Source organism: uncultured Reyranella sp., assembly GCF_945957355.1.
Classification (GTDB): Bacteria; Pseudomonadota; Alphaproteobacteria; order Reyranellales; family Reyranellaceae; genus Reyranella.
Genome location: NZ_CAMFKM010000001.1, coordinates 301,568 through 324,528 on the forward strand (window position 1 = coordinate 301,568; position 22,961 = coordinate 324,528).

Sequence of the window (22,961 nt, forward strand, 5' to 3'; positions counted from 1 at the left end):
ATATATCCCGCTCGCACGGCGAGATTCGGCCCAAATTCTGCATGGCGTCTCCCGTGCCCTAAAGGCTCGAGGGGGTTGTCGTGATTCAGGTGAAGTACCAGCGGTTTCTGGCCGGCGCGTTTGCGTCGCTCGCATCTATCGCCGTCCTCGCAGGAAGCGCCACAGCGCAGACGGCGGTCACCAAGGGCGGGACGCTGATCTATCTGGAGCAGCAGCCGCACACCAACCTCTACCCGCCGGCCGGTGGCTTCTATCCAAACGGCGGCGTGCTCAACCAGATCACCGACAAGCTGACCTACCAGAATCCCAAGACACTCGAGATCGAGCCGTGGATCGCCGAGAGCTGGACGGTCAATGCCGATGCGACCGAATACACGTTCAAGATCCGGCCCGGCGTCACCTTCTCCGACGGCACGCCGCTCGACGCCGCGGCCGTCGCGAAGAACTTCGACACCTACGGGCTCGGCAACAAGGCGCTGAAGCAGCCGATTTCCGAAGTCATCACCAACTACAAGGGCAGTGAGGTCGTCGATCCGCTGACCGTGAAATTCTTCTTCACCAGGCCGTCGGTCGGCTTCCTGCAGGGCACGTCGGTGATCGGCTCCGGACTGGTGTCGTTGAAGACGCTGGCCCTGCCCTTCGACGCGCTGGGCGACGCCACCAAGATCATCGGCTCCGGCCCGTTCGTGGTGAAGAGCGAAGTGCTTGGCCGCGAGCTCGTGATGGAAGCGCGCAAGGACTACAAGTGGGGTCCGGCGAAGCTCGCCCACCAGGGCCGCGCCAACCTCGACGGCATCAAGTACGTCGTGACCCCCGAGGACAGCGTACGCATCGGCGCACTGCTGGCGGGCCAGGCCAACGTCATCCGCCAGGTCCAGGCCTATGACGAGAAGCAGGTCCAGTCCAAGGGCTTCATCGTCTATGCCGCCCCGACGCGTGGGGTGAACAATACGGTCGTGTTCCGGCCCGACAACCCCCTCGTCTCCGACATCCGCGTGCGCAAGGCGCTGCTGCACGCCACCAACGCCAAGGAGATCGTGGCGACGCTGTTCTCGGCCAACTATCCGCAGGCCAAGTCAATCATCGCGTCGACGGCCCAGGGCTATGTCGACCAGTCGGCCAAGCTCGCCTACGATCCGGTGCTTGCGGCCAAGCTGCTCGACGAAGCCGGCTGGACGATCGGTCCGAAGGGACTGCGCCAGAAGGATGGCAAGGAGCTGGTGCTCCAGGCCTATGAGTCTCCGCCGCAGCCGCAGAACAAGGAGACCCTGCAGCTCGTCGCCCAGCAATGGGCCAAGGTCGGCGTGAAGCTGAACGTGCTGGCGGGCGACGCCGGCAGTCGGGTCGCTGACAGCCTTGACCCGATGAAGACGCCCGTGGCGCCGGCCATGGTCGGTCGCGCCGATCCCGACGTGATCCGCAGCCAGTACTATCCGACGACGCGCAACGTGCTGCTGCAGAAGGGCGGCGTCAGCAACAAGGTCCAGACCTTCGTCGACGAGAAGCTGAACGGCCTGCTGGAAGAGATCGCCGCCGCCACCGATCCAGTGAAGCGGATCGCCCTGGTGGGTGAGGTGCAGGCCTATGTGATCGACCAGGGCTACACGATCCCGATCTTCGAGGAGCCGCAGGCCTTTGCCGCCTCGCCCAAGGTGAAGGACTTCACCTTCGAGGCCGTCGGCCGGCCGAGCTTCTACGCGACCTGGATCGCGAAGTAGGCGCAGGGCCGGTCATGGCGCGTTATCTCCTCGGCCGGCTCGGGCAGGCGCTGGCCGTGCTGGCGCTCACCTTCACGGCGGCCTTCCTGCTGCTGCAGGTGCTGCCGGGCGATGCGATCATGATCAAGTTCATGAGCCCCGACATGGGTCTCACGGCCGATCAGATCGCCGAAATCCGCGCCTCCTACGGCGCGGACCGGCCGCTGTGGGAGCGCTATCTCACGACCGTCGGCAACTTCCTCACCGGCAACTTCGGCATCTCGATCCAGGCCGGCGTACCGGTCAGCCAGCAACTCGCGACCAACTTGCCGCCAACCCTGCTGCTCGCCTCGCTGGCCTTCGCCGCGGCGCTGATCCTGACGATCATCCTGGCGACCGTCTCGAACATGGTCGGCATGGAGTGGCTGCGGGCCGGGCTGCAGTCGCTGCCGTCGTTGTTCATTTCCGTGCCGGTCTTCTGGCTCGGCATCATGCTGATCCAGATCTTTTCCTTCCAGCTCGGACTGGTCTCGGTCATCAGTCCCGGCCCGGTCGAGAAACTGGTCCTGCCGATCCTGACGCTGGCCATCCCGATCTCCGCGCCGCTGGCGCAGATCCTGATGCGCAACATCGACCAGACCCTGGCGCAGCCTTTCGTCGCCGTTGCCCGCGCCAAGGGTGCCTCGCGCAACTGGGTTCTGTGGCGACACGTGGCGCGCAATGCGATCATGCCGACCCTCACCATTGCCGGCGTGCTGTTCGGCGAGCTGCTGGCCGGCGCCGTCGTCACAGAGGCGGTGTTTGGCCTCAGCGGCCTGGGTGGCCTCACCTACCAGGCCGTGGGCAACCACGACACCGCCGTGCTGCAGGCCATCGTCGTGATCTCGGCTCTGGCCTTCGTCACCATCAACCTGGTCGTCGACCTGCTCTATCCGGTGCTCGATCCCCGGCTCGGCTCGAAATCGGGAGCACCGGCATGACCGCTGAGACCGCAAGCGGCGCCAGCGCCGACATCCGGCCCGCCTGGACGACACGGCTGAAGCGCGTGCCGGTCACCCTGGCGCTCGCCTGGGCGGTCGTGTTCATCGTCCTCGCCTGGGCTGCCCTTCCGTCGCTCTTCACCGGCTACAGCGGCACCGAGGGCGTGCCGGGCGAGCAGCTGCGTCCGCCAAGCGCCGAACATGTACTGGGCACCGACGGGCTCGGCCGCGATCTCTATGCCCGTATCGTCTACGGCGCGCGGCATTCGCTGTCCGGCGCGTTCGTCGCCGTCACGGTCGGGCTTCTGTTCGGCACGCTGCTCGGCCTGATCGCCGGCGCACGCGGCGGCTGGATCGACGCGGTGATCATGCGCCTGGTCGATTCGATGCTGGCTGTGCCGTCGCTTCTGCTCTCGCTCAGCATCATCGTCTTGCTGGGCTTCGGCACCATCAACGTCGCCATCGCCGTCGGCGCCGTCTCGGTCGCACGCTTTGCCCGCCTCGCGCGCTCGGAAGTCGTGCGGGTGCGGCGCAGCGAGTATGTCGAGGCGGCCTTCGGCAGCGGCGGCACCTTCTGGGCCGTCCTCTATCGCCACGTCCTGCCCAACTCGCTGACCTCGGTCATCGCGCTGGCCGCGCTCCAGTTCGGCTCGGCCATTCTCGCGATTTCGACGTTGGGCTTCCTGGGCTACGGGGCGCCGCCGCCGACACCGGAATGGGGTCTGCTGATCGCCGAGGGCCGCAACTACCTGTCGCGCGCCTGGTGGCTCACCGCGGCGCCCGGCCTCGTCGTCGTGCTGGTCGTGCTGTCCGCCGACCGGATCAGCAAGGCGATGGGCAGGACTGCGCCATGACCGCGACCCCCATCCTCCAGGTCGATGATCTGGCAATTGCCTACAAGACGGGCGACCGCGAACAGCGCGTCGTACACGGCGTCTCCTTCAGCGTCGCGCCCGGCGAGGTCGTGGCGCTGGTGGGCGAATCAGGCTCCGGCAAGACCACGACGGCGCAGGCGACGCTCGGCCTGCTGGCCGGCAACGGCCAGGTCGAGGGCGGTATCATTCGCCTCAACGGCACCGACATTACGAAGTGGTCGCAGAGGCGGCTGGATTCGATTCGCGGCGCCGTCGTCAGCCTGATCCCGCAGGATCCCGGCAGTTCGCTCAATCCGGTGCGCACCATCGGCTCGCAGCTGGCCGAAGTGCTGCAGATCCACAAGCGCGGCGACCGCAAGGCGATCCACGCGCGGGTCATCGAGCTATTGGAGCGGGTCGGCCTGACGCCGGCCGAGATGCGCGCCAGGCAGTATCCGCACGAACTGTCGGGCGGCATGAAGCAGCGCGTGCTGATCGCCATCGCCGTCGCGCTCAAGCCGGCGCTGATCGTGGCCGACGAGCCGACCAGCGCGCTCGACGTCACGGTGCAGCGGCGCATCCTCGACCTGATCGACGAGCTGCGCCGCGAGAGCGGCACGGCCGTGCTTCTGGTGACACACGATCTCGGCGTCGCGGCGGACCGCGCCGACCGTCTGGTGGTGCTGCAGCATGGCCGCATCCAGGAACAGGGGCCCGTGAAGGAAGTACTGGCCGCACCGCGCAGCGCCTATACGCGCCGCCTGCTGGCCGACGCGCCGTCGCTCGGCAAGCCAAGGCCGGTGCGTGCCCTGGCCGACAACCAGGATTTCGCGATCGAGGTCACGGGCCTCACGCACGATTTCCCGGTGACCGGCGGCGAAGCCAAATCGTTCCGCGCCGTCGACAATGTATCGTTCAAGGTCCGGCGCGGCACGACACACGCCATCGTGGGCGAATCGGGCTCGGGCAAGACCACGGCGATCCGCAGCATCGTCGGCTTCATCAAGCCCACGGCCGGCCGCATCCTGGTCGACAGCGTCGACCTCACGACCCTGAAGGGCGAGAAGCTGCGCCAGTTCCGCAAGCACATCCAGCTCGTCTACCAGAACCCCTATGGCTCGCTAGATCCGCGCCAGACCATCGCCCGCATCGTCGAGGAGCCGCTGCTCAACTTCGAGCCGATTCCCGCCGCCGACCGCACCCGCAAGGTGCGCGACATGCTGGCACGCGTCGGCCTTTCGGAGAATTTCCTCGAACGCCACCCGCGCGCCCTGTCGGGCGGCCAGCGGCAGAGGGTCGCCATCGCCCGCGCCCTCGTGCTCGATCCGAGGGTGCTGGTACTCGACGAGGCGGTCTCGGCGCTCGACGTCACGGTGCAGGCGCAGATCCTGTCCCTGCTCGACGAGCTGCAGAAGACGCTGGGCCTCACCTACCTGTTCGTCTCGCACGACCTCGCCGTGGTGCGGCAGATCTCCGACACCGTGTCGGTCATGCACAAGGGCAGGCAGGTCGATGGCGGTCCGATCGAGACCGTCTTCGGCCGCCCCGACAGCGCCTATACACGCGAGCTGATCGACGCGATCCCGGGCCGAGGACTACCGGTCCTTGATGGGCCCGCACTTGCCGTTCCGCCCGAACTTCCACCAAGGTTGAGTCCATGACGACGTTTCCGATCAAGCGCCTCGGCTTCTTCACCCGCCTGCTCGACCAGGTGGACGCCGCCGAACGGTACCGTCTCGCCACCGAGCAGATCCGGCACGCCGAGAAATTCGGCTTCGATTCGGCCTGGATCGCCCAGCATCATTTCCACGAGGGCGAAGGCGGCCTGCCGGCCCCGTTCGTGTTCCTGGCCCATGCCGCGGCCCACACGTCGCGTATCCGCCTCGGCACGGGCATCGTCACCCTTCCCCTCGAACTGCCGATCCGCGTCGCCGAGGATGCCGTCGTCACCGACCTGGTGAGCGGCGGCCGTCTCGAAGTGGGCGTCGGGCCGGGCGGCAATCTCACGGCCTTCACCACCTTCGGCCTCGACAGCGACCGGCGCCATGCATTGTTCGACGACAACCTCGCCCTGCTGAAGACCGCCTGGTCGGGCGGCACGCTAGCCGGCGGCGACAAGCTCTATCCGTCGAGCCCGACCCTGGTCGATCGCATCTGGCAGGCGACCTTCACTGAGTCGGGTGCGCGACGAGCCGGCCTGGCGGGCGACGGGCTGATGCTGTCACGCACCCAGCCGCGCCCGCCCGAGGCGCCGCAAGCGTCGCTCGCGGACATCCAGAACCCGATGCTGGACGCCTATCTCGAGGCGCTGCCCAAGGGCGTCGAGCCGCGGATTCTCGCCTCGCGGACCGTCTTCGTGGCCGACGACCGCAACGAGGCGATGCGCCTCGCCGAGATCGGCCTGTCGCGCCTGCGCCACCGGCTGGCGTCCACCGGAAATTTCACGTCGGGCAGCCTGGTCGGCGACCTGATCAGGGCCATGGACGTACATATCGGCACGCCCGACGAGGTGATCGCGTCGTTGCAGGCCGACTCCACCCTGCAGCGTTCGACCGATCTCACGATGCAGGTCCACTCGATCGATCCGCCGCACCCGTATATCCTGCGGTCGATCGAGCTGTTTGCCGAGAAGGTGGCACCGGCGTTGGGCTGGGTGCCGGAAATCAAAGCGGGGACGAGACAAGTCGCATGACAGACGTGATCGACGGCCTGGTGGATATCGCGCCGGGTTCCAGGCTGGACGCGATCCGCGCCCAGCGCTCCGAGGCGCGCAAGCACGCTCAGGCGAGCTACACCTCTCTCTTCGAGCCGAAGGACCTGGGCGGCGTCAGCGCCGACGAGCGCCATGCGATCGCGGCTTTCGTCGCGGGCCTGCATGGCGAGCCGAAGACGGATGCCTACTATACCGCCAAGCTGCCCGCGGCTCTGCGCACCGCCATCGCAACCGAAGTAACGGCCGCGAAGACCAAGGGACCCTACGGCCACTTTCCCAAGGGGCCGCTTTCGGTCGAGGACGCGCCGGGCCCGACGTGGAGAGTGAGCGATGCCGGACGGACAGCTCTCGGCCCGCGCCTGACAGCCGCCTTCGAACACACGCACATGCTGGTGTTCCATCCGCGCGACGCATCGGCGGCATCCCTGCAGTCGCTGCTCGACGCCGGCTGGTCGACCGACGACATCGTGACGGTCTCCCAGCTCGTCTCCTTCCTGTCCTACCAGATCCGGGTCGTGGCCGGCCTGGGCGTCCTCGCGAGCACCCTATGAGCACCGAAAAGACCCTGACCCCGCCGCCGCACACCGAGCCGGTGGTCTTCACCCGCGACATGCTCGACTGGTTGCCCTGGCTCGAGCCGATGGCCGAAGCCGACATGACCGAGCACCACATCAGGAGCCTGGTCGACGCGGCCCGCGTGAAGTCGCCGTACTTCCGACTGCTGGCGCGCGATCCCGACGTGCTGGAGGCCCGCACGCGGACTGACAAGGACATCTTCTACAACCCCGAGGCCGGCCTGCCGCGCGCCGAGCGCGAGCTGGCCGCCGCCGCGACGTCGCGGCTCAACGGCTGCATCTACTGCGCCTCCGTCCATGCCCGCTTCGCCGCGACCTATTCCAAACGCGTCGACGACGTGCAGCGCCTGCTCGACGAAGGCGTCGATGCCAAGCTCGACGAACGCTGGGATGCAATCGTCGCCGCCTCCGTGGCGCTGACGACCCTGCCGCTGACCTTCGGCAGGGAGCATGTCGAGCGCCTGCGCGCCGTCGGCCTCGACGATGCCGCCATCGCCGACCTGATCGGCGCCGCCTCGTTCTTCAACTGGGCCAACCGTCTGATGCTTTCGCTCGGCGTACCGGCGACTCAGCCGAAGTAGCTTCCCGCCCCTGCCCCCAAAAGAAAAACGCCCGGCGGATCGCTCCGCCGGGCGTTTCGGTTTCAGATGGCCCTCAGTAGGGCAGGCCGTAATAGCCCGGGTTGCCCCACTCGCCCCAATCCCAGTCGCTGTCGACGGCCATGTCCATGCCGGTCGGACTATAGGGATCGTCCTGGAAATTGGCGCGCATCGCGGTGGAGATCATCTGCTTCGACGCCTCCTTGATGTAGGCGTTGTAGTTGTCCTGCGTGCCCATGTAGAGGCAGCCGCACATGGTCGGGTCGGCGTACACCCACACCGGCTTGCCATTGTAGGTCTTCCGCACCAGCTTGTGCGGCGGCAGCTTCTTGAACGAAGCCGCCTGCCCCGGCGTCTTCAGCGAGACGACCTTGAAGCCCGAATCGGCCAGCATGTCGCGCTTCGATTCGGTCTTGGGATCGTAGCCGTGACAGGCCGCCAACAGGCCGCCGATCGCCAGCAGGGCGAGAATGGACCTCACAGGCTTCATCGAGTCCCCCATATTCAGCCTCAGGCGGCAGCCCTGAGGCCCGCCTTGGCATCCTCTTTGATCATGTCCGCGCCCTTCTCGGCAACCATGATCGTGGGGGCGTTGGTGTTGCCCGAGGGAACCGTCGGCATGATCGAGGCGTCGATCACCCGCAGCCCGGCGATCCCGTGAACCCGCAGCCGGTCGTCGACCACGGCCATAGGATCCGAGCCCATCTTGCAGGTACCGATGACGTGATAGGTCGTCTGGCCGTTGCCGCGGGCGAAGCTCAACCACTCGTCATAGGTCTGCACCTTGTCGCCGGGATTGTTCTCGAAGGCGATGTATTTCGACATCGACGGGTGCGAGACGATCTTGCGGGCGATCTGCATGCCGGCGACCGTGGCGTCGCGGTCGGTCTGGGCCGACAGGAAGTTCGGCCGGATGGCCGGCGCGCTGCCCGGGATCGCCGACTTGATGTGGATCGAGCCACGCGAATCGGGCCGGCACTGGCCGATGACGACCGTCATGCCGGGCTCGCGCTCGAGATCGCGCTTCTGCGCCGTATCGTAGCTGGCATGCGCCATGTGGAACTGCATGTCGGGGGAGTCGAGGCCCGGCCGCGTGCGCACGAAGCCGTAGACGACACCGGCGGTGAGCGCGAGCGCGCCGCGACCAGACGTGTAGTAGCGCACCACCTCCTTCACGAGGTTGATGCCGCGCGTGCGCTCGTTGAGCGTGATCGGCAGCTTCACCCTCCAGTTCATGCGCGGCGCGAAGTGATCGCCGTAATTCTCGCCCACGCCCTTCAGCTCGTGCTTCACCTCGATGCCGTGGCTGCGCAGCAGCTCGGGCTGGCCGATGCCGGAATGCTCGAGCACGCCGGGTGACTGCACGGCGCCGCACGAGACGATGACCTCGCGCCCGCAACGCGCCTCCTTGGCCTGGCCGTGCACGCTGTAGGAGACGCCGACGCAGCGCTTGCCCTCGAGGATCAGCTTGCTGACCAGCGCGTCGGTCTCGATGGTCAGGTTGGGACGCGACCGCACGGGATCGAGGAAGGCCCGTGCCGTCGACTGGCGCTTGCCGTTCTTCATCGTCACCTGGAAGTAGCCGAAGCCCTCCTGGTTGCCGTTGTTGTAGTCCTTGTTCTTCGGATAGCCGCTCGCCTCGGCCGCATCGATGAAGGCATCGCACAGCTCGTGCGTGTCGCACATCTGCGCGACATTCAGCGGGCCGCCCCGGCCGCGGCTGTCGTCGCCGCCCGGCTCGTAGTTCTCGGACTTCTTGAAGTAGGGCAGCACCTGCGAATAGGACCAGCCGCGGTTGCCGAACTGCCCCCAGGTATCATAGTCGAGGGGCTGGCCGCGCACGTAGAGCATGCCGTTGATCGAGCTCGAGCCGCCCAGTGTGCGGCCGCGCGGACAGGGAATGCTGCGCCCGGCCATTCCCTCTTCCGGCTCCATCTGGAAGTTCCAGTTGAACTTCTCGTGGTTCAGAAGCTTCGTGAAGCCCGCCGGGATATCGATCCACATCGACTTGTCGCGCGGCCCCGCTTCCAGCAGCAGGACCTTGACGTTGGCATCCTCGGTCAGGCGGTTGGCCAGCACGCAACCGGCGGACCCGCCGCCCACGATGATGTAATCCCAAATGGCCATGGCGTTTCTGTCTCCCTTTTCGGGAGACAGTCTAGCGCAGATGACAGGAAACGTGATGCCCTGGTGCGATTTCGCGCAGCGGAGGCGCCTCGACCTTGCAGCGCGCCACGGCATAGGGGCAGCGCGTGTGGAAATGGCATCCCGACGGCGGCTTCACGGGGCTGGGTACATCGCCCTGGAGCACGATCTTCTTCCGCTTGATGGCGGGATCCGGCACCGGGACGGCCGCCAGCAGGGCTTCCGTATAGGGATGCTGTGCATTGGTGAAGATCGACCGCGTGTCGGCATATTCGACGATGCGGCCGAGATACATCACCGCGATCTGGTGGCTGATATGCTCCACCACCGCGAGGTTGTGCGAGATGAACAGGTAGGAGAGCCGGCGCTCCGCCTGCAGCTCCATCAGGAGGTTGATGACCTGCGCCTGGATGGAAACGTCGAGCGCGGAGACCGGCTCGTCGCCCACGATCAGTTTCGGCCCGAGCGCCAGGGCGCGGGCGATGCCGATGCGCTGCCGCTGACCGCCCGAGAACTGGTGCGGGTAGTTCTTCATCTGCGCCTGGCGCAGGCCGACCCGTGCGAAAAGCGCCGCGACCTGCTCCTGGCGCTCCTTCGCATTGGCGACGCCGTGGACCAGCAGCGGCTCACCCACGATGTCGCCCGCCGTCATGCGCGGGTTGAGGGACGAGAACGGATCCTGGAAGATGATCTGCATCTCCCGCCGGTAGGGGCGCAGCTCGGCCTTCGACAGGCCGATGATCTCCTTGCCTTCGACCTTGATCGAGCCGGAGGTCGGCTCGACCAGGCGCATGGCGGCGCGACCGGCCGTGGTCTTGCCGCAGCCCGACTCGCCCACAAGACCGAGCGTCTCGCCGGCGCGTACGGTGAAGGTGACACCGTCCACGGCATAGACCTGGCCGACCGTCCGGCGCAGCAGGCCCTTCTTCACCGGGAAGTGCTTCTTGAGGTCCTTGACCTCGATGACGGGGGGATTTGCGCTAACCATGTGTGTGCCAGCAAGCGGCCCAGTGACCGGGCTGCTTCTCCTCATAGGCCGGACGCTCGGCGCGACACTTGTCATCTGCCTTGCTGCAGCGAGGCGCGAAGGCGCACCCGGGCGGCAGGGCAAACAGCGGCGGCACGATGCCAGGAATCTCCTGCAGGCGCTCATTGGTACGATCGGTCTGCCCGCGCATCAGGTCGAGACGCGGGATCGAATTCATCAGGCCGACCGTGTAGGGGTGGAGCGGCCGGGCGAACAGCTCGCCCACCGTCGCTTCCTCGACCTTGCGACCGGCATACATGACGATCACCCGATGCGCGGTCTCGGCGACGACGCCGAGATCGTGGGTGATCAGCAGGACCGCCGCGCTGAACTCGCGCTGCAGCTCGACGATCAGCTCGAGGATCTGGGCCTGGATGGTGACGTCGAGCGCGGTCGTCGGCTCGTCGGCGATCAGCACCTTGGGATTGCAGGCCAGAGCCATGGCGATCATCGCGCGCTGACGCATGCCGCCCGACAGTTGGTGCGGATATTCCTTCGCGCGCTGTGCGGGCTCGGGAATGCGGACGAGGTCCAGCATCTCGATCGCCCGCTTCATCGCCTGCTTGCGGTCCATGTCGCGGTGCAGGATGAGCGCTTCGGAAATCTGCTTGCCGATCGTCATCACCGGATTGAGCGACGTCATCGGCTCCTGGAAGATCATCGAGATCTCGTTGCCGCGCACATCGCGCATCTCCTCCTCGGAGATCTTCAGCAGGTCGCGGCCGGCGAGCTTGATCGAGCCGGACACGATGCGTCCCGGCGGATCGGGGATGAGCCGCATCAGCGAGAGCGCGGTCATGCTCTTGCCGCAGCCGGATTCACCGACGATCGCCAGGGTTTCGCCGGCGGCGACCTCGAAGTCGACGCCATCGACCGCCTTGACGATTCCCTGCCGCGTATAGAACCACGTGCCGAGGTCCGACACTTCCAGAAGAGAACTCATGTACGCTGTCTCGGATCGAGGATGTCACGCAGGGCATCGCCCAGCAGGTTGGTGCCGAACACCGTGAGGCTGATGGCGACACCGGGGAAGATCACGAGCCACGGTGCCGTGCGGACATACTCTGCCGCCGACTCCGAGAGCATGCGGCCCCAGGACGGATAGGGCTCGGGAATGCCGAGGCCGAGGAAGGAAAGCGACGCTTCGGTCAGGATGGCCGAGCCGAGCTGGGCCGTGCCGAGGACGATGAGTGGCGCCAGCGTGTTGGGCAGGACGTGCCGGAGGGCGATTCGCATCTCGCCCATACCGATGGCACGGGCCGCCTCGACGAAGGGCTGCTCACGCAGCGACAGGGTGCTCGACCGCACGACGCGCGCCACGCTCGGCACCAGCGGGATCGCGATTGCAATGATCGTGTTTTCCAGCGACGGCCCCAGCGACGCGGCCATGACCAGCGCCATCACCAGCAGCGGCAGCGACTGCATGATGTCCATCACGCGCTGGGTCGCGAGATCGAGCCAGCCGCCGATAAAGCCGGACATCAGGCCGATCAGCACGCCCAGGATACCGCCCAGCAGGGTGGCGCCGACGGCAACGGCCAGCGAGATTCGCGCGCCGTAGACGATGCGGCTGAACATGTCGCGGCCCATGAAATCCGCGCCCAGCCAGTAGGCGCCGCCCGGTGCAGCCAGCGAGGCACGCGAATTGGTCGACAGCGGATCGTGCGGCGCGATGACGTTGGCGAACAGCGCCGTCAGTACGAAGAGAAGGACAAGGATCGCTCCCACCGCGCCGAGCGGATAGCGGCGGGCAAGGAAGCCAGCCTGGCCCCAGAAGCCCGATACGTTGGCGCCGGCCTTGGCCAGCGCGGCATCATGGTCGATGACAGCCATGGGTGCCCTCAGTCCGCGTACTTGATGCGAGGGTCGAGGGCCATGTAGGCCATGTCGACCAGGAAATTGACGACGACCACGCAGAAGGCGATCAGCATCACCAGGTTCTGCACGATCGGGTAGTCCCGCCACAGGATGGCCTCGACGAGGAAGCGCGCCACGCCGGGGATATTGAACACCGTTTCCGTCACGATCAGGCCGCCGACGAGGAATGCCGCCTCGATGCCGATGATGGTGACGACCGGCAGCAACGCGTTGCGGAGCGCGTGCACGTAGTTAACCGTCGTCTGCGAAGCGCCTTTCGACCGCGCCGTGCGGATATAGTCCTGCCGCAGCACCTCGAGCATGGACGATCTCGTGAGGCGCATGATCAGAGCGGAACTTCGGAATCCGACAGCGGCGGCCGGGATACTGAGCAACAGCATCTCGTCGATGAAACTTCGTGGCTCGTTCGTATAGATCGGGATCATGCCGAACCATTGGACCGACGCCATGAGGATCAGCAGGCCAAGCCAGAAGGACGGGAGCGACAGGCCGCTCAGGCTAATGATGCGCAGCAGGTAGTCGATCCCCGAATTCTGCCGCACGGCGCTGATGACGCCGAGCGGCACGCCGAGGATGACCGAGAAGAACAGCGCCAGGCCCGCAAGCTTGGCGCTGATCGGAATGCGCGGCGCGATCTCCTCGATGGCCGGCCGCTCGGACACGTAGGCGAAGCCCAGGTCGCCGCGCACGAGGCCGCCGACCCATTGCAGGTACTGATCGAAGATCGGCCGGTCGAGGCCAAGCTCGCGGGCGATCTTGGCCTTCTCCTTGGGATCGGCGATACCCGCCGAATCCACGAGGATGTCGGCGATGTTGCCGGGCACCAGGCGCAGCATGACGAAGATGAGCACCGACATTCCGAAGAGAGTCAGGACCATCAACAGTACGCGGCGGGTAAGATACGCTCCCATCCTCGTCGTGCCTCCGTACGCTCAGGCGTTACTTGTCGAGCCAGACGTCTTCGAGACGCCAGCCGTTGTAGATGCTGTTGTGCTGCAGGACGAGGTTCTTCACGGCCGGCGCCCAGCAGGTGTTCGCGACACCATGCGTGATCGGCGGACGGGCCGCGTCCTTGAGCAGCGCCTGCTCGATCTTCGTCACCATGGCCTTGCGCTTATTCACGTCGGTCATGGCCGACTGCTCGTCGATCATCTTGTCGATCTCGGGGTTCTTGTACCCCGTGTAGTTGCGGTCCGACGTGCTGTAGAAGTTCTCGTAGAACACGCCGTCCGGATCGTCGAGGCCGGCGCCCGTCAGGTTCATTCCGACCTGATAGTTCTTCTGCTGGATCTTGTTGTACCAGATCGTAGTGTCGATCGGCTCCAGTTCCGCATCAATGTAGATCTGCTTGAGCTGGTCGATCAGGATGACGGCCGGGTCGCGGTAAATGGCGATGTTGCGGGTCGACACCTTGATCTTGAGCGGCTTGTCGGGGCCGTAGCCCAGTTCCTTCATGATGCCGCGCGCGACCTCGCGGTTCTTCTCGATGTCCGGCCCGAAACCGGGAAGCTTCTCGAGCTCGTCCTGCGTCATGCCCCAGACGCCGGCCGGCGGCGGCAGCATGGTCGCGCCACGCAGGTCGTTGCCTTGGGTCAGGATGTCGCTGAATGGCGTGCGATCAAGCGAATAGACCAGCGCCTCGCGCAGCTTGGGATTGTCGAACGGCGGCGCGTCGCGATTGACCAGCAGGTTGCTGTGCACGTTGGTCGGCCGCGCCTCGCAGATCGCATCCTTCTTCTGGTCCTTCACGTCCTTCAGCAGCGGAAAGGTGATGTCGGAATCGAAGGTGAGGTCGTATTCGCCGGCGACGAAGCCCAGCACGCGGGTGCTGCGGTTCGGCACGATCTTGAACTCGATCGCATCAAGATAGGGCCGCCCCTTCTTCCAGTAGTCGGGATTGCGCACCAGCTTGATGGCCTCGTTGCGCTTGAACTCCGCGACCTTGAACGGGCCGGTGCCGATCGGCTTCGAGCGCATCGTCCGCGAATCGACATGACACGGATAGACCGGCGAATAGCCGGCGGCCAACATCGACAGGAACGAGGGCTGCACACGCTCCAGCGTGAAGGTCACCTCGTTGTCGCCGTTGGTCGTGACCTCCTTCAGGTTCTTGTACCAGACCTTGCGCGGGTTCTTGCGGATGATCTCCTGCTTCTCGTCACCGCGCAGGGCGTCCCATGTGCATTTCACGTCCTTGGACGAGAACGGCTTGCCGTCGTGCCACTTCACGCCGCTGCGCAGCTTGAAGGTGAGCTTCGTCTTGTCGTCGTTCCACGCCCAGCTCTCGGCGAGCTCGGGCACGATCTTGTCGGGGCTGTTGATCTTCTCCTTCGGATCGAAGAACACGAGGTTGTTGAAGACCGACATGAACGGCATGTTCACCGAGATCGTCGCCTCTTCGTGGATTGAGGCACTCGGCGGATTGTCGCGATGGGACACACGGAGTGTCCCGCCCTGCTTCTGTGCGAAGGCAGGGGTAGATATGACGACGGCGGCCGCAAGGCCGCCGGCAATGATTGCCAGGCGATTGCGCATTTTCATCCTCCCAGAGGCACGCTCGTTGGCGTGTTCGTTCTTCCCCGTTGGCCGGCAGGCTATCACATCATGTGAGATGGCCAAGCCTTAAAGCGACGGACCTTTGAGTTCTATCTGGTTCCCTTCCGGATCATGGAAATAGACCGATGGTCCGGTACCCTCCGCACCGTAGCGCTCGACGGTTTCGCCGACCGATATGCCGAATGGCGCGAGCCGCATGACGATGGCGTCACGATCGAACGGCTCGATGCGGAAGCACAGATGATCCATGTTTCGCGTTGTCACGTGCGCGTCGTTGGCGATGAGGTCGAGCAGTGAAGCGCCTGCTCGCATCTGCACAAGACTCAGCGTGTCGATACGCCGCTCCTCGTGAAATCCCAGCGCCCCTTCGTAGAAACGCACCATTGCGGGCAGATCGCGCACGCGCAGCACGACATGGTCGATCCGTTCGACTTTGAAGGTCATGGCGAATAGCTTCCTCCGGGCAGGTCCAAACCAATGGAGGAGAGAATGGCGTTCGCAGTCAATGCCGCCAAGGCGCGCTTGAAGAAGAACGAGCTGTCAATCGGCATCGGTATCCGGCTGGTCCGCAACGTCGACATCGTGAAGGTCATGAAGGCCGCCGGCTTCGACTGGCTGTTCATCGACCTCGAGCACGGATCCATGTCGATCGAGACGGCCTGCGAGATCGCCATTGCTGCGCAGGATTCGGGGATCGCGCCGATCGTGCGCGTGCCGTATGGCGAACTCACAATGGCGACCCGTGTGCTGGACGGCGGCGCGTTGGGCATCGTCGTCCCGCATGTCGATACGCCGGAGGAGGCGAAGGAGATCGCCGACAAGCTGCGCTATCCGCCGCGCGGCCATCGTTCGGTGGGCGGCGGCCAGGCGCAGTTCGACTACGAGCCGATGCCTCTGGGCGAGATGACCACGAAGTCCGACGAGAACACGCTGATCGTGGTGATGATCGAGACGCCGAAGGCGGTCGAGAATGCCGAGGCGATCGCGGCAGTACCTGGCATCGATTGCCTGCTCGTCGGCTCGAGCGATCTGTCGATGGAAATGGGCATCCCCGGCGACACCGGCAATCCGAAGGTCCAGGCAGCCGTCGACAAGGTCGTCGCCGCCTGCCGCAAGCACGGCAAATGGCCCGGCATGGGCGGCGCCTATACGGAGGAGCTTCTCAAGCTCTACACCGACAAGGGCATGAAGTTCCTGCTGTCCGGCAACGACTTGCCAATGCTGACGGGCGCTGCCCGTGCGCACCAGGCCAAGGTACGGGCGTTCCAGAAATGAACCGCTGGGGGCGCGCCACTCCAGTGGCGCGTCTTCTTACTTGTGTTCGCGCCACTGGAGTGGCGCGCCCCAGCCTCTTACCGCTTCCCCTCGATCTCGATCTCGACGAGGTGCGGCTTGCCGGACTTGAAGGCGGCGTCGATGGCCGCCTTGATGTCGTCGGCCTTGGCAACGTAGGTGCCGGCGACGCCCATGCCCTTGGCTAGATCGACGAAGCCCATGGTGGGGCCGGTCAGGTCCATGTGCATGTAGGGCTTGTTCGACTTCACGTCGAAGCGCGCCCGGTAGGCGTCGATATTGTGCTTGAGCACGCGGTACTCGCGGTTCGCCAGGATGACGAACACGATCGGCAGATCATGATGCGCCGCCGTCCACAGCGCCTGGATCGAGTACATCGACGAGCCGTCGCCCGATACGCAGAGGATCGGTCGCTTCGTCTGCGCGACCGCCACGCCGATCGCCCCAGCGAGGCCCTGGCCGATGCCGCCGCCGCGGCCGCTGTAATAGTCGCCCGGTCCCTTGAAGGTGAAGGTCTTGAAGAGGTCGAGATTGGCGGTGATCGTCTCGTCGACCACGACGACATCCTTCGGTGACCCTGCGCGGATTTCCGCCATGGCGCGCGCCATCGACGTCGGCGTGCGCGCCCAGGCCTTCTCGACCCTCGCTTTCTGGGCAGCATCGTCGGCCGCCTTGCGGGCCTTCATCGCCTCGTTGCGCTTGGCGGCGGCCGCCGCATCGACGCCGGTCAGCGCCGCATCGAGCGCTTCCAGCGCTGCGCCGACATCGGCGACCACGCCGGCATCGAGCGCGAAATTGTAGGCGAGCCGCGAGGCGCCCGCCTCGATCTGCAGCACCTTGGTGCCCGCCGCGAAGGGCGAGCCCGCCGCGTACCATACCTCCTCGAAGAAGGGCCCGCCCAACATCAGCACGAGGTCGTTGCCCGCGAGCTGCTTGGCCAAGCCGGCCGCATCGAAGGCCAAGGTGCCGCAATAGGCCGGGTGATCGGTCGGGAAGGAGTTCTGGCCGCGCAGCCCCTCGAACCAGACCGACGCGCCCAGCTTGTCGACGAGCTTGACCAGGGTCTTGTCGGCGCCGGCGCGGGCAATGTCATCACCGGCCACGATAGCCGGGCTCTTCGCGGCCGCGAGAAGCTTCGCCATGGCGGCGATGCCCGCCGGATCGGGACGTGCGGCGGTGTAGGAATGGCCGGGCTTGCCGGCTGGCACGGACGTCTCCTGCTCCATCACGTCGATGGGCAGCGCCACGAACACCGGACCGGCCGGCGCCTCGTTGGCGATCTTGAAGGCGCGCTGCAGGATCGGGCCCAATTCGTCGGCGCGCTCGACCTGCACGCTCCACTTGGTGACGGGCGCGGCGATGGCGGCGAGGTCGTGGCCGAGGATCGGATCGCGCAGGCGCATGCGCGTGTCCTGCTGGCCGGCCGTCACCACCATCGGCGAATTGTTCTTTAGCGCGCTGTAGATCGCGCCGATCGCGTTGCCGAGGCCGGGGGCCACGTGGAGGTTCACGAAGGCGGTCTTGCCGCTGGCCTGGGCGTAGAAATTGGCCGCGCCGGTCGCAACACCCTCGTGCAGGTGAACGATGTACTTGAGCAGCGGATAGTCGAGCAGGGAATCGAGCAGAGGGCTCTCGGTCGTGCCGGGGTTGCCGAAGATCCGGTCGACCCCGTGATTGATCAGCGTCTCCAACAGAACCTGACGTCCGCGCATTCCTTACTCTCCCTTTGACTTTCCTTGCTCCGGATCGGCGATCCCGTTCCGATTGTACCGGCGCCGGAGGCCCCGTGACATCCGGAGATGATCGCCGCCAGCCTTCCAGTTCCTCCCCGTGATACGACAGGCCGCAGAGGCACGCGGTTCAATCATCGGGGCGGCCCTGCTAAGGAAATGCGTGGAGGGTCGGAAGCACGGCATGGATGGTATTGTCGAGCGGCATTCGGCGGGCCTGGACGAACTCGAGAAGGTCGCGCGCCACGACCTGGCGCGGTTGAACTATCCGCCGGCCAACTGGGTGCCGGAAAGGACCGGCCCCGACGGCCAGCCCGTGCTCGACGTGCTGATCGTCGGCGCCGGCATGTGCGGCCAGACCGCAGCCTGGGGGCTGCTGCGCGAGGGCATCCGCAACATCCGCGTGATCGAGCGCAACCAGCACGGCCATGAAGGCCCGTGGAACACCACGGCGCGCATGCCGACTCTGCGTTCGCCCAAGCATCTCACCGGCCCCGATCTCGGCGTGCCGTCCCTCACCTTCCGCGCCTGGTACGAGGCGCAGTACGGCGCCGAGGGTTGGGAGAGGCTCTACAAGATCCCGCGCCTCGACTGGCTCTCCTATCTCCTGTGGGTGCGTAAGGTCGTCGACCTGAAGGTCGAGAACGGCGTTTCGCTGCTCAAGGTCGTGGCCGCAGGCGACTTCCTGCAGGCGAGCCTGTCGACCGGCGAAACGCTTATCGTGCGCAAGCTCGTCCTGGCCAATGGGCGCGACGGATCAGGCGGGTTCCGCTGGCCGACTTTCCCGTCCTTCGATCCGGAAGATCCTTCACGTGAGGGCCGCGTTTATCACACCCTGGAAAAGATCGATTTCACCAGGCTCAAGGGCAAGCGCCTCGGCATCCTGGGCGTGCTCGCGACGGCGATCGACAATGCCTGCACGGCGCTGGAAGCCGGCGCGGCAGAGGCGATCTGCTATGCGCGGCGACCGCACCTGCCCCAGGTCAACAAGTCGAAGGGCGTGTCCTTCCCCGGTTTCCAACGTGGCCAGGGCATGCTGGACGACGATTGGCGCTGGAAGATCTACACCTACATGCTGGCCGCCGGTTCGCCGCCGCCGCACGAATCCGTATTGCGCGCGCAGCGGCTGCCGGGCTTCGCCTTCCGCTTCGCCGAGCCATGGCTCGACATGATCGTCGACAAGGATGGCGTCACCGTGAAGACCACGAAGGCCACGGAGCGCTTCGATGCGGTCCTGCTCGGCACCGGCTTCGACATCGATCTCGCGCGGCGCCCGGAACTCGGGGCGTTTGCCGCCAATGCAGCCCTGTGGGGCGACCGTCGCACGTCGGCGGAAGCCGCTGCCAATGCCGAGGCGGCGCGCTATCCCTATCTCGGTCCGGGCTTCGAGCTGATCGAGAAAGTGCCTGGCCGCACGCCCCACATGGGCGACATCCACCTCTTCAACTGGGGCAGCATCCTGAGCCACGGCGCCCTCGCCGGCGACATCCCCGGCCTGTTTGTCGGCTCGACGCGCCTCGTGCAGTCGATCTCCCATGCGCTGTTCCGCGAAGACGTCGAGACGCACGTCCGGAACATGTACGCTCAGGAGGATCCGGAACTCGCGCCGACCGACTATTTCGTGCCGCGCGAAAGGCGATCCGGCACGCTCTGAGGGGGGAAGAAAAATGCAGGCGGATTATGTGGTCGTCGGCGCGGGATCGGCCGGCTGCACGGTCGCGGCGCGCCTCAGCGAGACCGGCGCCTCGGTGATCCTGCTGGAGGCGGGCCCCAGCGACTGGCACCCGATGATCCACATCCCGGCCGGCATCCGCTCGCTGATCCGCAATCCGCTGGTGAACTGGAACTATACGACCGAGCCGGAGAAGGGCTCGGGTGACCGGCGCATCGAATGGCCGCGCGGCCGCACGCTGGGCGGCTCGAGCTCGATCAACGGCATGCTCTACGTCCGCGGCGCGCCAGCCGACTTCGACGGCTGGGCGCAGATGGGTTGCCGCGGCTGGAGCTACGATGACGTGCTGCCCTTCTTCATGAAGTCCGAGCAGTACGTGCAGGGCGGTGACAAGGAGGTGCGCGGCCAGGATGGCCCGCTCAAGGTGGAGGACTATCGCACCATCCTGCCCCTCACCCATCGCTTCGTCGAAGGCGCCCAGCAGGCCGGCTTCCCGTTCAATCCCGACCTCAACGGCAAGACACGCGACGGGGTCGGCTACTCGCAGATGACCCGGCGCGGCCGCTGGCGCGGCTCGACGGCGCAGACCTATCTCCGCGAAGCACGCGGCCGCCCCAACCTGCGGGTCGAGACGAACGCCCAAAGCGGCAAACTGATGTTCGAGGGCAAGCGCTGTGTCGGCGTCGCCTTCCAGCGCGGCGGCAAGCTCACCGAGGTGCGGGCCAACCGCGAGGTCATCGTCTCCGGGGGCGCGGTCAACTCACCACACATCCTTCAGATCTCGGGCATCGGGCCGGCAGCGCACCTGCAGTCGCTCGGCATCCCGGTCGTGCACGACCTGCCCGGTGTCGGATCGAACCTGATCGACCATTATGTCGTGCGCGTCGTGCATCGCGTCAAAGGCGCCGAGACGGTCAACGAGGTCTCGCGTTTCCCGCGCGTATTGCCGGAGATCCTGCGCTTCGCCTTCACCGGCCGCGGCGCCCTCACCTTTGGCGTGACGACGGCGCAGGTCTTCTGTGACAGCCGCGAGGGCCTGGCCTCGCCCGACCTGCAGCTCCTGTTCACCCCGGGCAGCACGCATCCGCTGAAGTTCGGTCAGCTCGACGAGCAGCCGGGCATGAGCTGCGTCGTCTGCGTCGTGAAGCCCGACAGCCGCGGCACCATCATGGCCGCCTCGTCCGATCCCTTCGCCCGGCCGCACATCAAGCCGAACTATCTCACCACGCACACCGACGAGCTGGCCCTGCTGGGGGGCTTCCGCCATACGCGCCGCATCTTCGCGGCGCCGGCGCTCGCCCAGCACAGCCAGGGCGAAATCCAGCCCGGCCCCGACGTGAAGACCGATGCCGACCTGCTGGCCTACGCCCGCCGCGCCGGCAACACGCTCTATCACCCGGTCGGCACCTGCAAGATGGGCGAGGACCCGCGCGCCGTCGTCGATTCCCGCCTGCGCGTGCACGGCATCCAGGGGCTGCGGGTGATCGACGCCTCGGTGATGCCGACCCTCACGACCGGCAACACCAATGCCCCCACCATCATGATCGGCGAGAAGGGCGCGGCGATGATCCGCGAGGATACCGCCGCTTGATCAAGATCGACTTCAGGAAGGCGCTGGCGGGGCTCTACACGGCGCCCGCCGGCCGCTTTGTCGAGGTCGACGTGCCGCAGCTCGGCTTCGTGAAGATCGACGGCCAAGGCGATCCCAACACGTCGCCGGCCTACCGGCAGGCCATCGAATGGCTCTACCCGGTAAGCTACGCCCTGAAGTTTGCCGCCAAGGGGATCGGCAAGGACTATGTCGTGCCTCCGCTGGAAGGCCTCTGGTGGGCCGACGAGCCGGCGGACTTCGTGGCCCGGCGCAAGGATCGCTGGCGCTGGACCATGATGATCATGGCGCCGGACTTCATCACGCCGCCGTTCTTCGAAGCCGCCATCGAGAAGGCGAAACGGAAGCTCGGCGACGCGCCATCAAGCCTGAGGCTCGAACCGCTCACTGAAGGCCGCTCGCTGCAGACCCTGCATGTCGGCAACTATGACGACGAAGGCCCCGCCCTCGCCCGCCTGCACGATGAGATCATGCCGGTGCAGGGCCTGACCTTTGCCGGCCCTCATCATGAGATCTACCTGAGCGACCCGCGCAAGACCGCACCGTCCAGGCTCAAGACCATCCTGCGCCAGCCGGTGAAGCCGCACTGACGCCTTTCGCGATCAGCGAATCGGCGGGGCGTATTGGAGACCGCCCTGGGTCCACAGCGCGTTCTGGCCGCGCGGGATCTTGAGAAGCGAGCCCGCGCCGACGTTGCGATCGAAGACCTCGCCGTAGTTACCGACCTGCTTGATGATGTTGTAGACCCACTTCTCGTCGACCCCGAGCGCCTTGCCCATGCCCGGCGTGACGCCGAGGATGCGCTTGATCGCGGGATTGTCGCTCTTCAGCATCTCGTCGACGTTCTTCGAGGTGATGCCGTACTCCTCGGCCTCGAGCATCGCGAACTGCGTCCAGCGCACGATGTCCTCGAACTGGTTGTCGCCGTGGCGCACGACCGGTCCCAGCGGCTCCTTCGAGATGACCTCGGGCAGGACGATATAGTCGTCGGGGTTGGGGGCATTGGCGATGCGCGTCGCGTAGAGCCGCGCCTGATCGCCGGAATAGGCGTCGCAGCGGCCGCTGAAGAAGGCGCTGCGGCTCTGGTCGGGATCCTCGAACAGCACCGGCTTGAAGCTCATCTTGCTGGTGCGGAAATAGTCGGCGATGTTGAGTTCGGACGTGCTGCCGGTCAGCACGCAGATCGAGGCGCCGTTCAGTTCCTTGGCGCTCTTCACGCCGAGCTTCTTCGGTACCATGAAGCCCTGGCCGTCATAGTAGGTGACGCCCACGAAATCGAGGCCGAGCGCGGTGTCGCGCGTCAGGGTCCAGGTCGAGTTGTTCGACAGCAGGTCGACCTCGCCCGCCTGCAGCGCCGTGAAGCGCTGCTGGCCCGACAAGGGCACGTACTTCACCTTCTCGGAATCACCGAAGAGGGCGGCGGAGACACCCCGGCAGATGTCGACATTCATGCCAGTCCACTTGCCCTGGTTGTCGACCACCATGAAGCCGGCGATACCGCCGACGGCCACGCCGCAGATGAGCTGGCCACGCGCCTTCACGGCGTCGAGGTCCTTGCCGGCCATGGCCTGGCCCGCCGGTAGGAGCATCGCCCCCCCGATCGCCATCGCCGAAAGCAACTTCTTCATCGGAA

General features: G+C 66.0%; 21 protein-coding genes. 11 read left to right on the forward strand and 10 right to left on the reverse strand.

The features are described 5' to 3' along the window. Positions 1-137: 137 nt before the first annotated feature. Genes Q0Q48_RS01410 through Q0Q48_RS01440 form a run of 7 tightly spaced genes read left to right on the forward strand, consistent with a single transcriptional unit; the run spans position 138 to position 7,400 of the window. The gene (locus Q0Q48_RS01410; RefSeq protein ID WP_295133748.1) at positions 138-1,718 is read left to right on the forward strand and encodes a TIGR04028 family ABC transporter substrate-binding protein; all 1,581 of its coding nucleotides are present in this window, start codon (positions 138-140) and stop codon (positions 1,716-1,718) included. 14 nt (positions 1,719-1,732) lie between these two features. Beyond that, positions 1,733-2,677 (forward strand): ABC transporter permease, encoded by a 945-nt coding sequence (locus tag Q0Q48_RS01415; protein ID WP_295132739.1) that lies wholly within the window; start codon positions 1,733-1,735, stop codon positions 2,675-2,677. Next, positions 2,674-3,531: an ABC transporter permease gene (locus Q0Q48_RS01420; protein ID WP_295132742.1), complete on the forward strand. Its 858-nt coding sequence runs from the start codon at positions 2,674-2,676 to the stop codon at positions 3,529-3,531. The genes Q0Q48_RS01415 and Q0Q48_RS01420 overlap by 4 nt, the downstream gene beginning before the upstream one ends. Beyond that, positions 3,528-5,192 (forward strand): ABC transporter ATP-binding protein, encoded by a 1,665-nt coding sequence (locus tag Q0Q48_RS01425; RefSeq protein ID WP_295132745.1) that lies wholly within the window; start codon positions 3,528-3,530, stop codon positions 5,190-5,192. The genes Q0Q48_RS01420 and Q0Q48_RS01425 overlap by 4 nt, the downstream gene beginning before the upstream one ends. Then, positions 5,189-6,223: a putative FMN-dependent luciferase-like monooxygenase gene (locus Q0Q48_RS01430; protein ID WP_295132748.1), complete on the forward strand. Its 1,035-nt coding sequence runs from the start codon at positions 5,189-5,191 to the stop codon at positions 6,221-6,223. Before Q0Q48_RS01425 ends, Q0Q48_RS01430 begins: the two co-directional genes overlap by 4 nt. Continuing rightward, the gene (locus Q0Q48_RS01435; RefSeq protein ID WP_295132752.1) at positions 6,220-6,795 is read left to right on the forward strand and encodes a CMD domain protein; all 576 of its coding nucleotides are present in this window, start codon (positions 6,220-6,222) and stop codon (positions 6,793-6,795) included. The genes Q0Q48_RS01430 and Q0Q48_RS01435 overlap by 4 nt, the downstream gene beginning before the upstream one ends. After that, positions 6,792-7,400 (forward strand): alkylhydroperoxidase domain protein, encoded by a 609-nt coding sequence (locus Q0Q48_RS01440; RefSeq protein WP_295132754.1) that lies wholly within the window; start codon positions 6,792-6,794, stop codon positions 7,398-7,400. Before Q0Q48_RS01435 ends, Q0Q48_RS01440 begins: the two co-directional genes overlap by 4 nt. A 73-nt stretch (positions 7,401-7,473) precedes the next feature. On the opposite strand, the gene Q0Q48_RS01445 is transcribed toward Q0Q48_RS01440, so the two are convergent. The 8 genes from Q0Q48_RS01445 to Q0Q48_RS01480 form a co-directional block, all read right to left on the reverse strand. Further along, a complete protein-coding gene (locus Q0Q48_RS01445) occupies positions 7,474-7,908 on the reverse strand; it encodes a hypothetical protein (RefSeq protein ID WP_295132757.1) in 435 nt (144 codons plus the stop codon). A gap of 20 nt (positions 7,909-7,928) precedes the next feature. Then, complete coding sequence (locus Q0Q48_RS01450) at positions 7,929-9,545, reverse strand: choline dehydrogenase (protein ID WP_295132761.1); 1,617 nt, start codon at positions 9,543-9,545, stop codon at positions 7,929-7,931. Between the two features lie 31 nt (positions 9,546-9,576). Further along, positions 9,577-10,551 (reverse strand): ABC transporter ATP-binding protein, encoded by a 975-nt coding sequence (locus Q0Q48_RS01455; protein WP_295132764.1) that lies wholly within the window; start codon positions 10,549-10,551, stop codon positions 9,577-9,579. Beyond that, positions 10,544-11,533 (reverse strand): ABC transporter ATP-binding protein, encoded by a 990-nt coding sequence (locus tag Q0Q48_RS01460; protein ID WP_295132768.1) that lies wholly within the window; start codon positions 11,531-11,533, stop codon positions 10,544-10,546. The genes Q0Q48_RS01455 and Q0Q48_RS01460 overlap by 8 nt, the downstream gene beginning before the upstream one ends. Continuing rightward, positions 11,530-12,423, reverse strand: a complete 894-nt coding sequence (locus Q0Q48_RS01465) for an ABC transporter permease (protein WP_295132771.1) — start codon at positions 12,421-12,423, stop codon at positions 11,530-11,532. The genes Q0Q48_RS01460 and Q0Q48_RS01465 overlap by 4 nt, the downstream gene beginning before the upstream one ends. Before the next feature lie 8 nt (positions 12,424-12,431). Continuing rightward, positions 12,432-13,379, reverse strand: a complete 948-nt coding sequence (locus Q0Q48_RS01470; protein ID WP_295132774.1) for an ABC transporter permease — start codon at positions 13,377-13,379, stop codon at positions 12,432-12,434. A gap of 28 nt (positions 13,380-13,407) precedes the next feature. Beyond that, a complete protein-coding gene (locus Q0Q48_RS01475; protein ID WP_295132777.1) occupies positions 13,408-15,003 on the reverse strand; it encodes an ABC transporter substrate-binding protein in 1,596 nt (531 codons plus the stop codon). An 87-nt stretch (positions 15,004-15,090) separates the two neighbouring features. Next, positions 15,091-15,468, reverse strand: a complete 378-nt coding sequence (locus tag Q0Q48_RS01480; protein ID WP_295132780.1) for a VOC family protein — start codon at positions 15,466-15,468, stop codon at positions 15,091-15,093. 45 nt (positions 15,469-15,513) lie between these two features. Between Q0Q48_RS01480 and Q0Q48_RS01485 the strand changes: the two genes are divergently transcribed. Then, positions 15,514-16,299, forward strand: coding sequence for an aldolase/citrate lyase family protein (locus Q0Q48_RS01485; RefSeq protein WP_295132783.1), 786 nt, complete (start codon positions 15,514-15,516; stop codon positions 16,297-16,299). Positions 16,300-16,376: 77 nt separating this feature from the next. On the opposite strand, the gene Q0Q48_RS01490 is transcribed toward Q0Q48_RS01485, so the two are convergent. Continuing rightward, a complete protein-coding gene (locus Q0Q48_RS01490) occupies positions 16,377-18,029 on the reverse strand; it encodes a thiamine pyrophosphate-binding protein (RefSeq protein WP_295132786.1) in 1,653 nt (550 codons plus the stop codon). A 202-nt stretch (positions 18,030-18,231) separates the two neighbouring features. On the opposite strand from Q0Q48_RS01490, the gene Q0Q48_RS01495 reads away from it, so the two are divergent. Genes Q0Q48_RS01495 through Q0Q48_RS01505 form a run of 3 tightly spaced genes read left to right on the forward strand, consistent with a single transcriptional unit; the run spans position 18,232 to position 21,918 of the window. Then, positions 18,232-19,701: an NAD(P)/FAD-dependent oxidoreductase gene (locus tag Q0Q48_RS01495; protein ID WP_295132789.1), complete on the forward strand. Its 1,470-nt coding sequence runs from the start codon at positions 18,232-18,234 to the stop codon at positions 19,699-19,701. 13 nt (positions 19,702-19,714) lie between these two features. Next, entirely contained in the window at positions 19,715-21,310 is a 1,596-nt protein-coding gene (locus tag Q0Q48_RS01500) for a GMC family oxidoreductase N-terminal domain-containing protein (RefSeq protein WP_295132792.1), read from the forward strand. After that, a complete protein-coding gene (locus Q0Q48_RS01505; protein WP_295132795.1) occupies positions 21,307-21,918 on the forward strand; it encodes a GyrI-like domain-containing protein in 612 nt (203 codons plus the stop codon). Before Q0Q48_RS01500 ends, Q0Q48_RS01505 begins: the two co-directional genes overlap by 4 nt. A 12-nt stretch (positions 21,919-21,930) precedes the next feature. Here the strand turns inward: Q0Q48_RS01505 and Q0Q48_RS01510 are convergent, their stop codons facing one another. Beyond that, on the reverse strand, positions 21,931-22,956 hold the full coding sequence (locus Q0Q48_RS01510) for an amino acid ABC transporter substrate-binding protein (RefSeq protein ID WP_295132798.1): 1,026 nt from the start codon (positions 22,954-22,956) through the stop codon (positions 21,931-21,933). Positions 22,957-22,961: the final 5 nt, after the last annotated feature.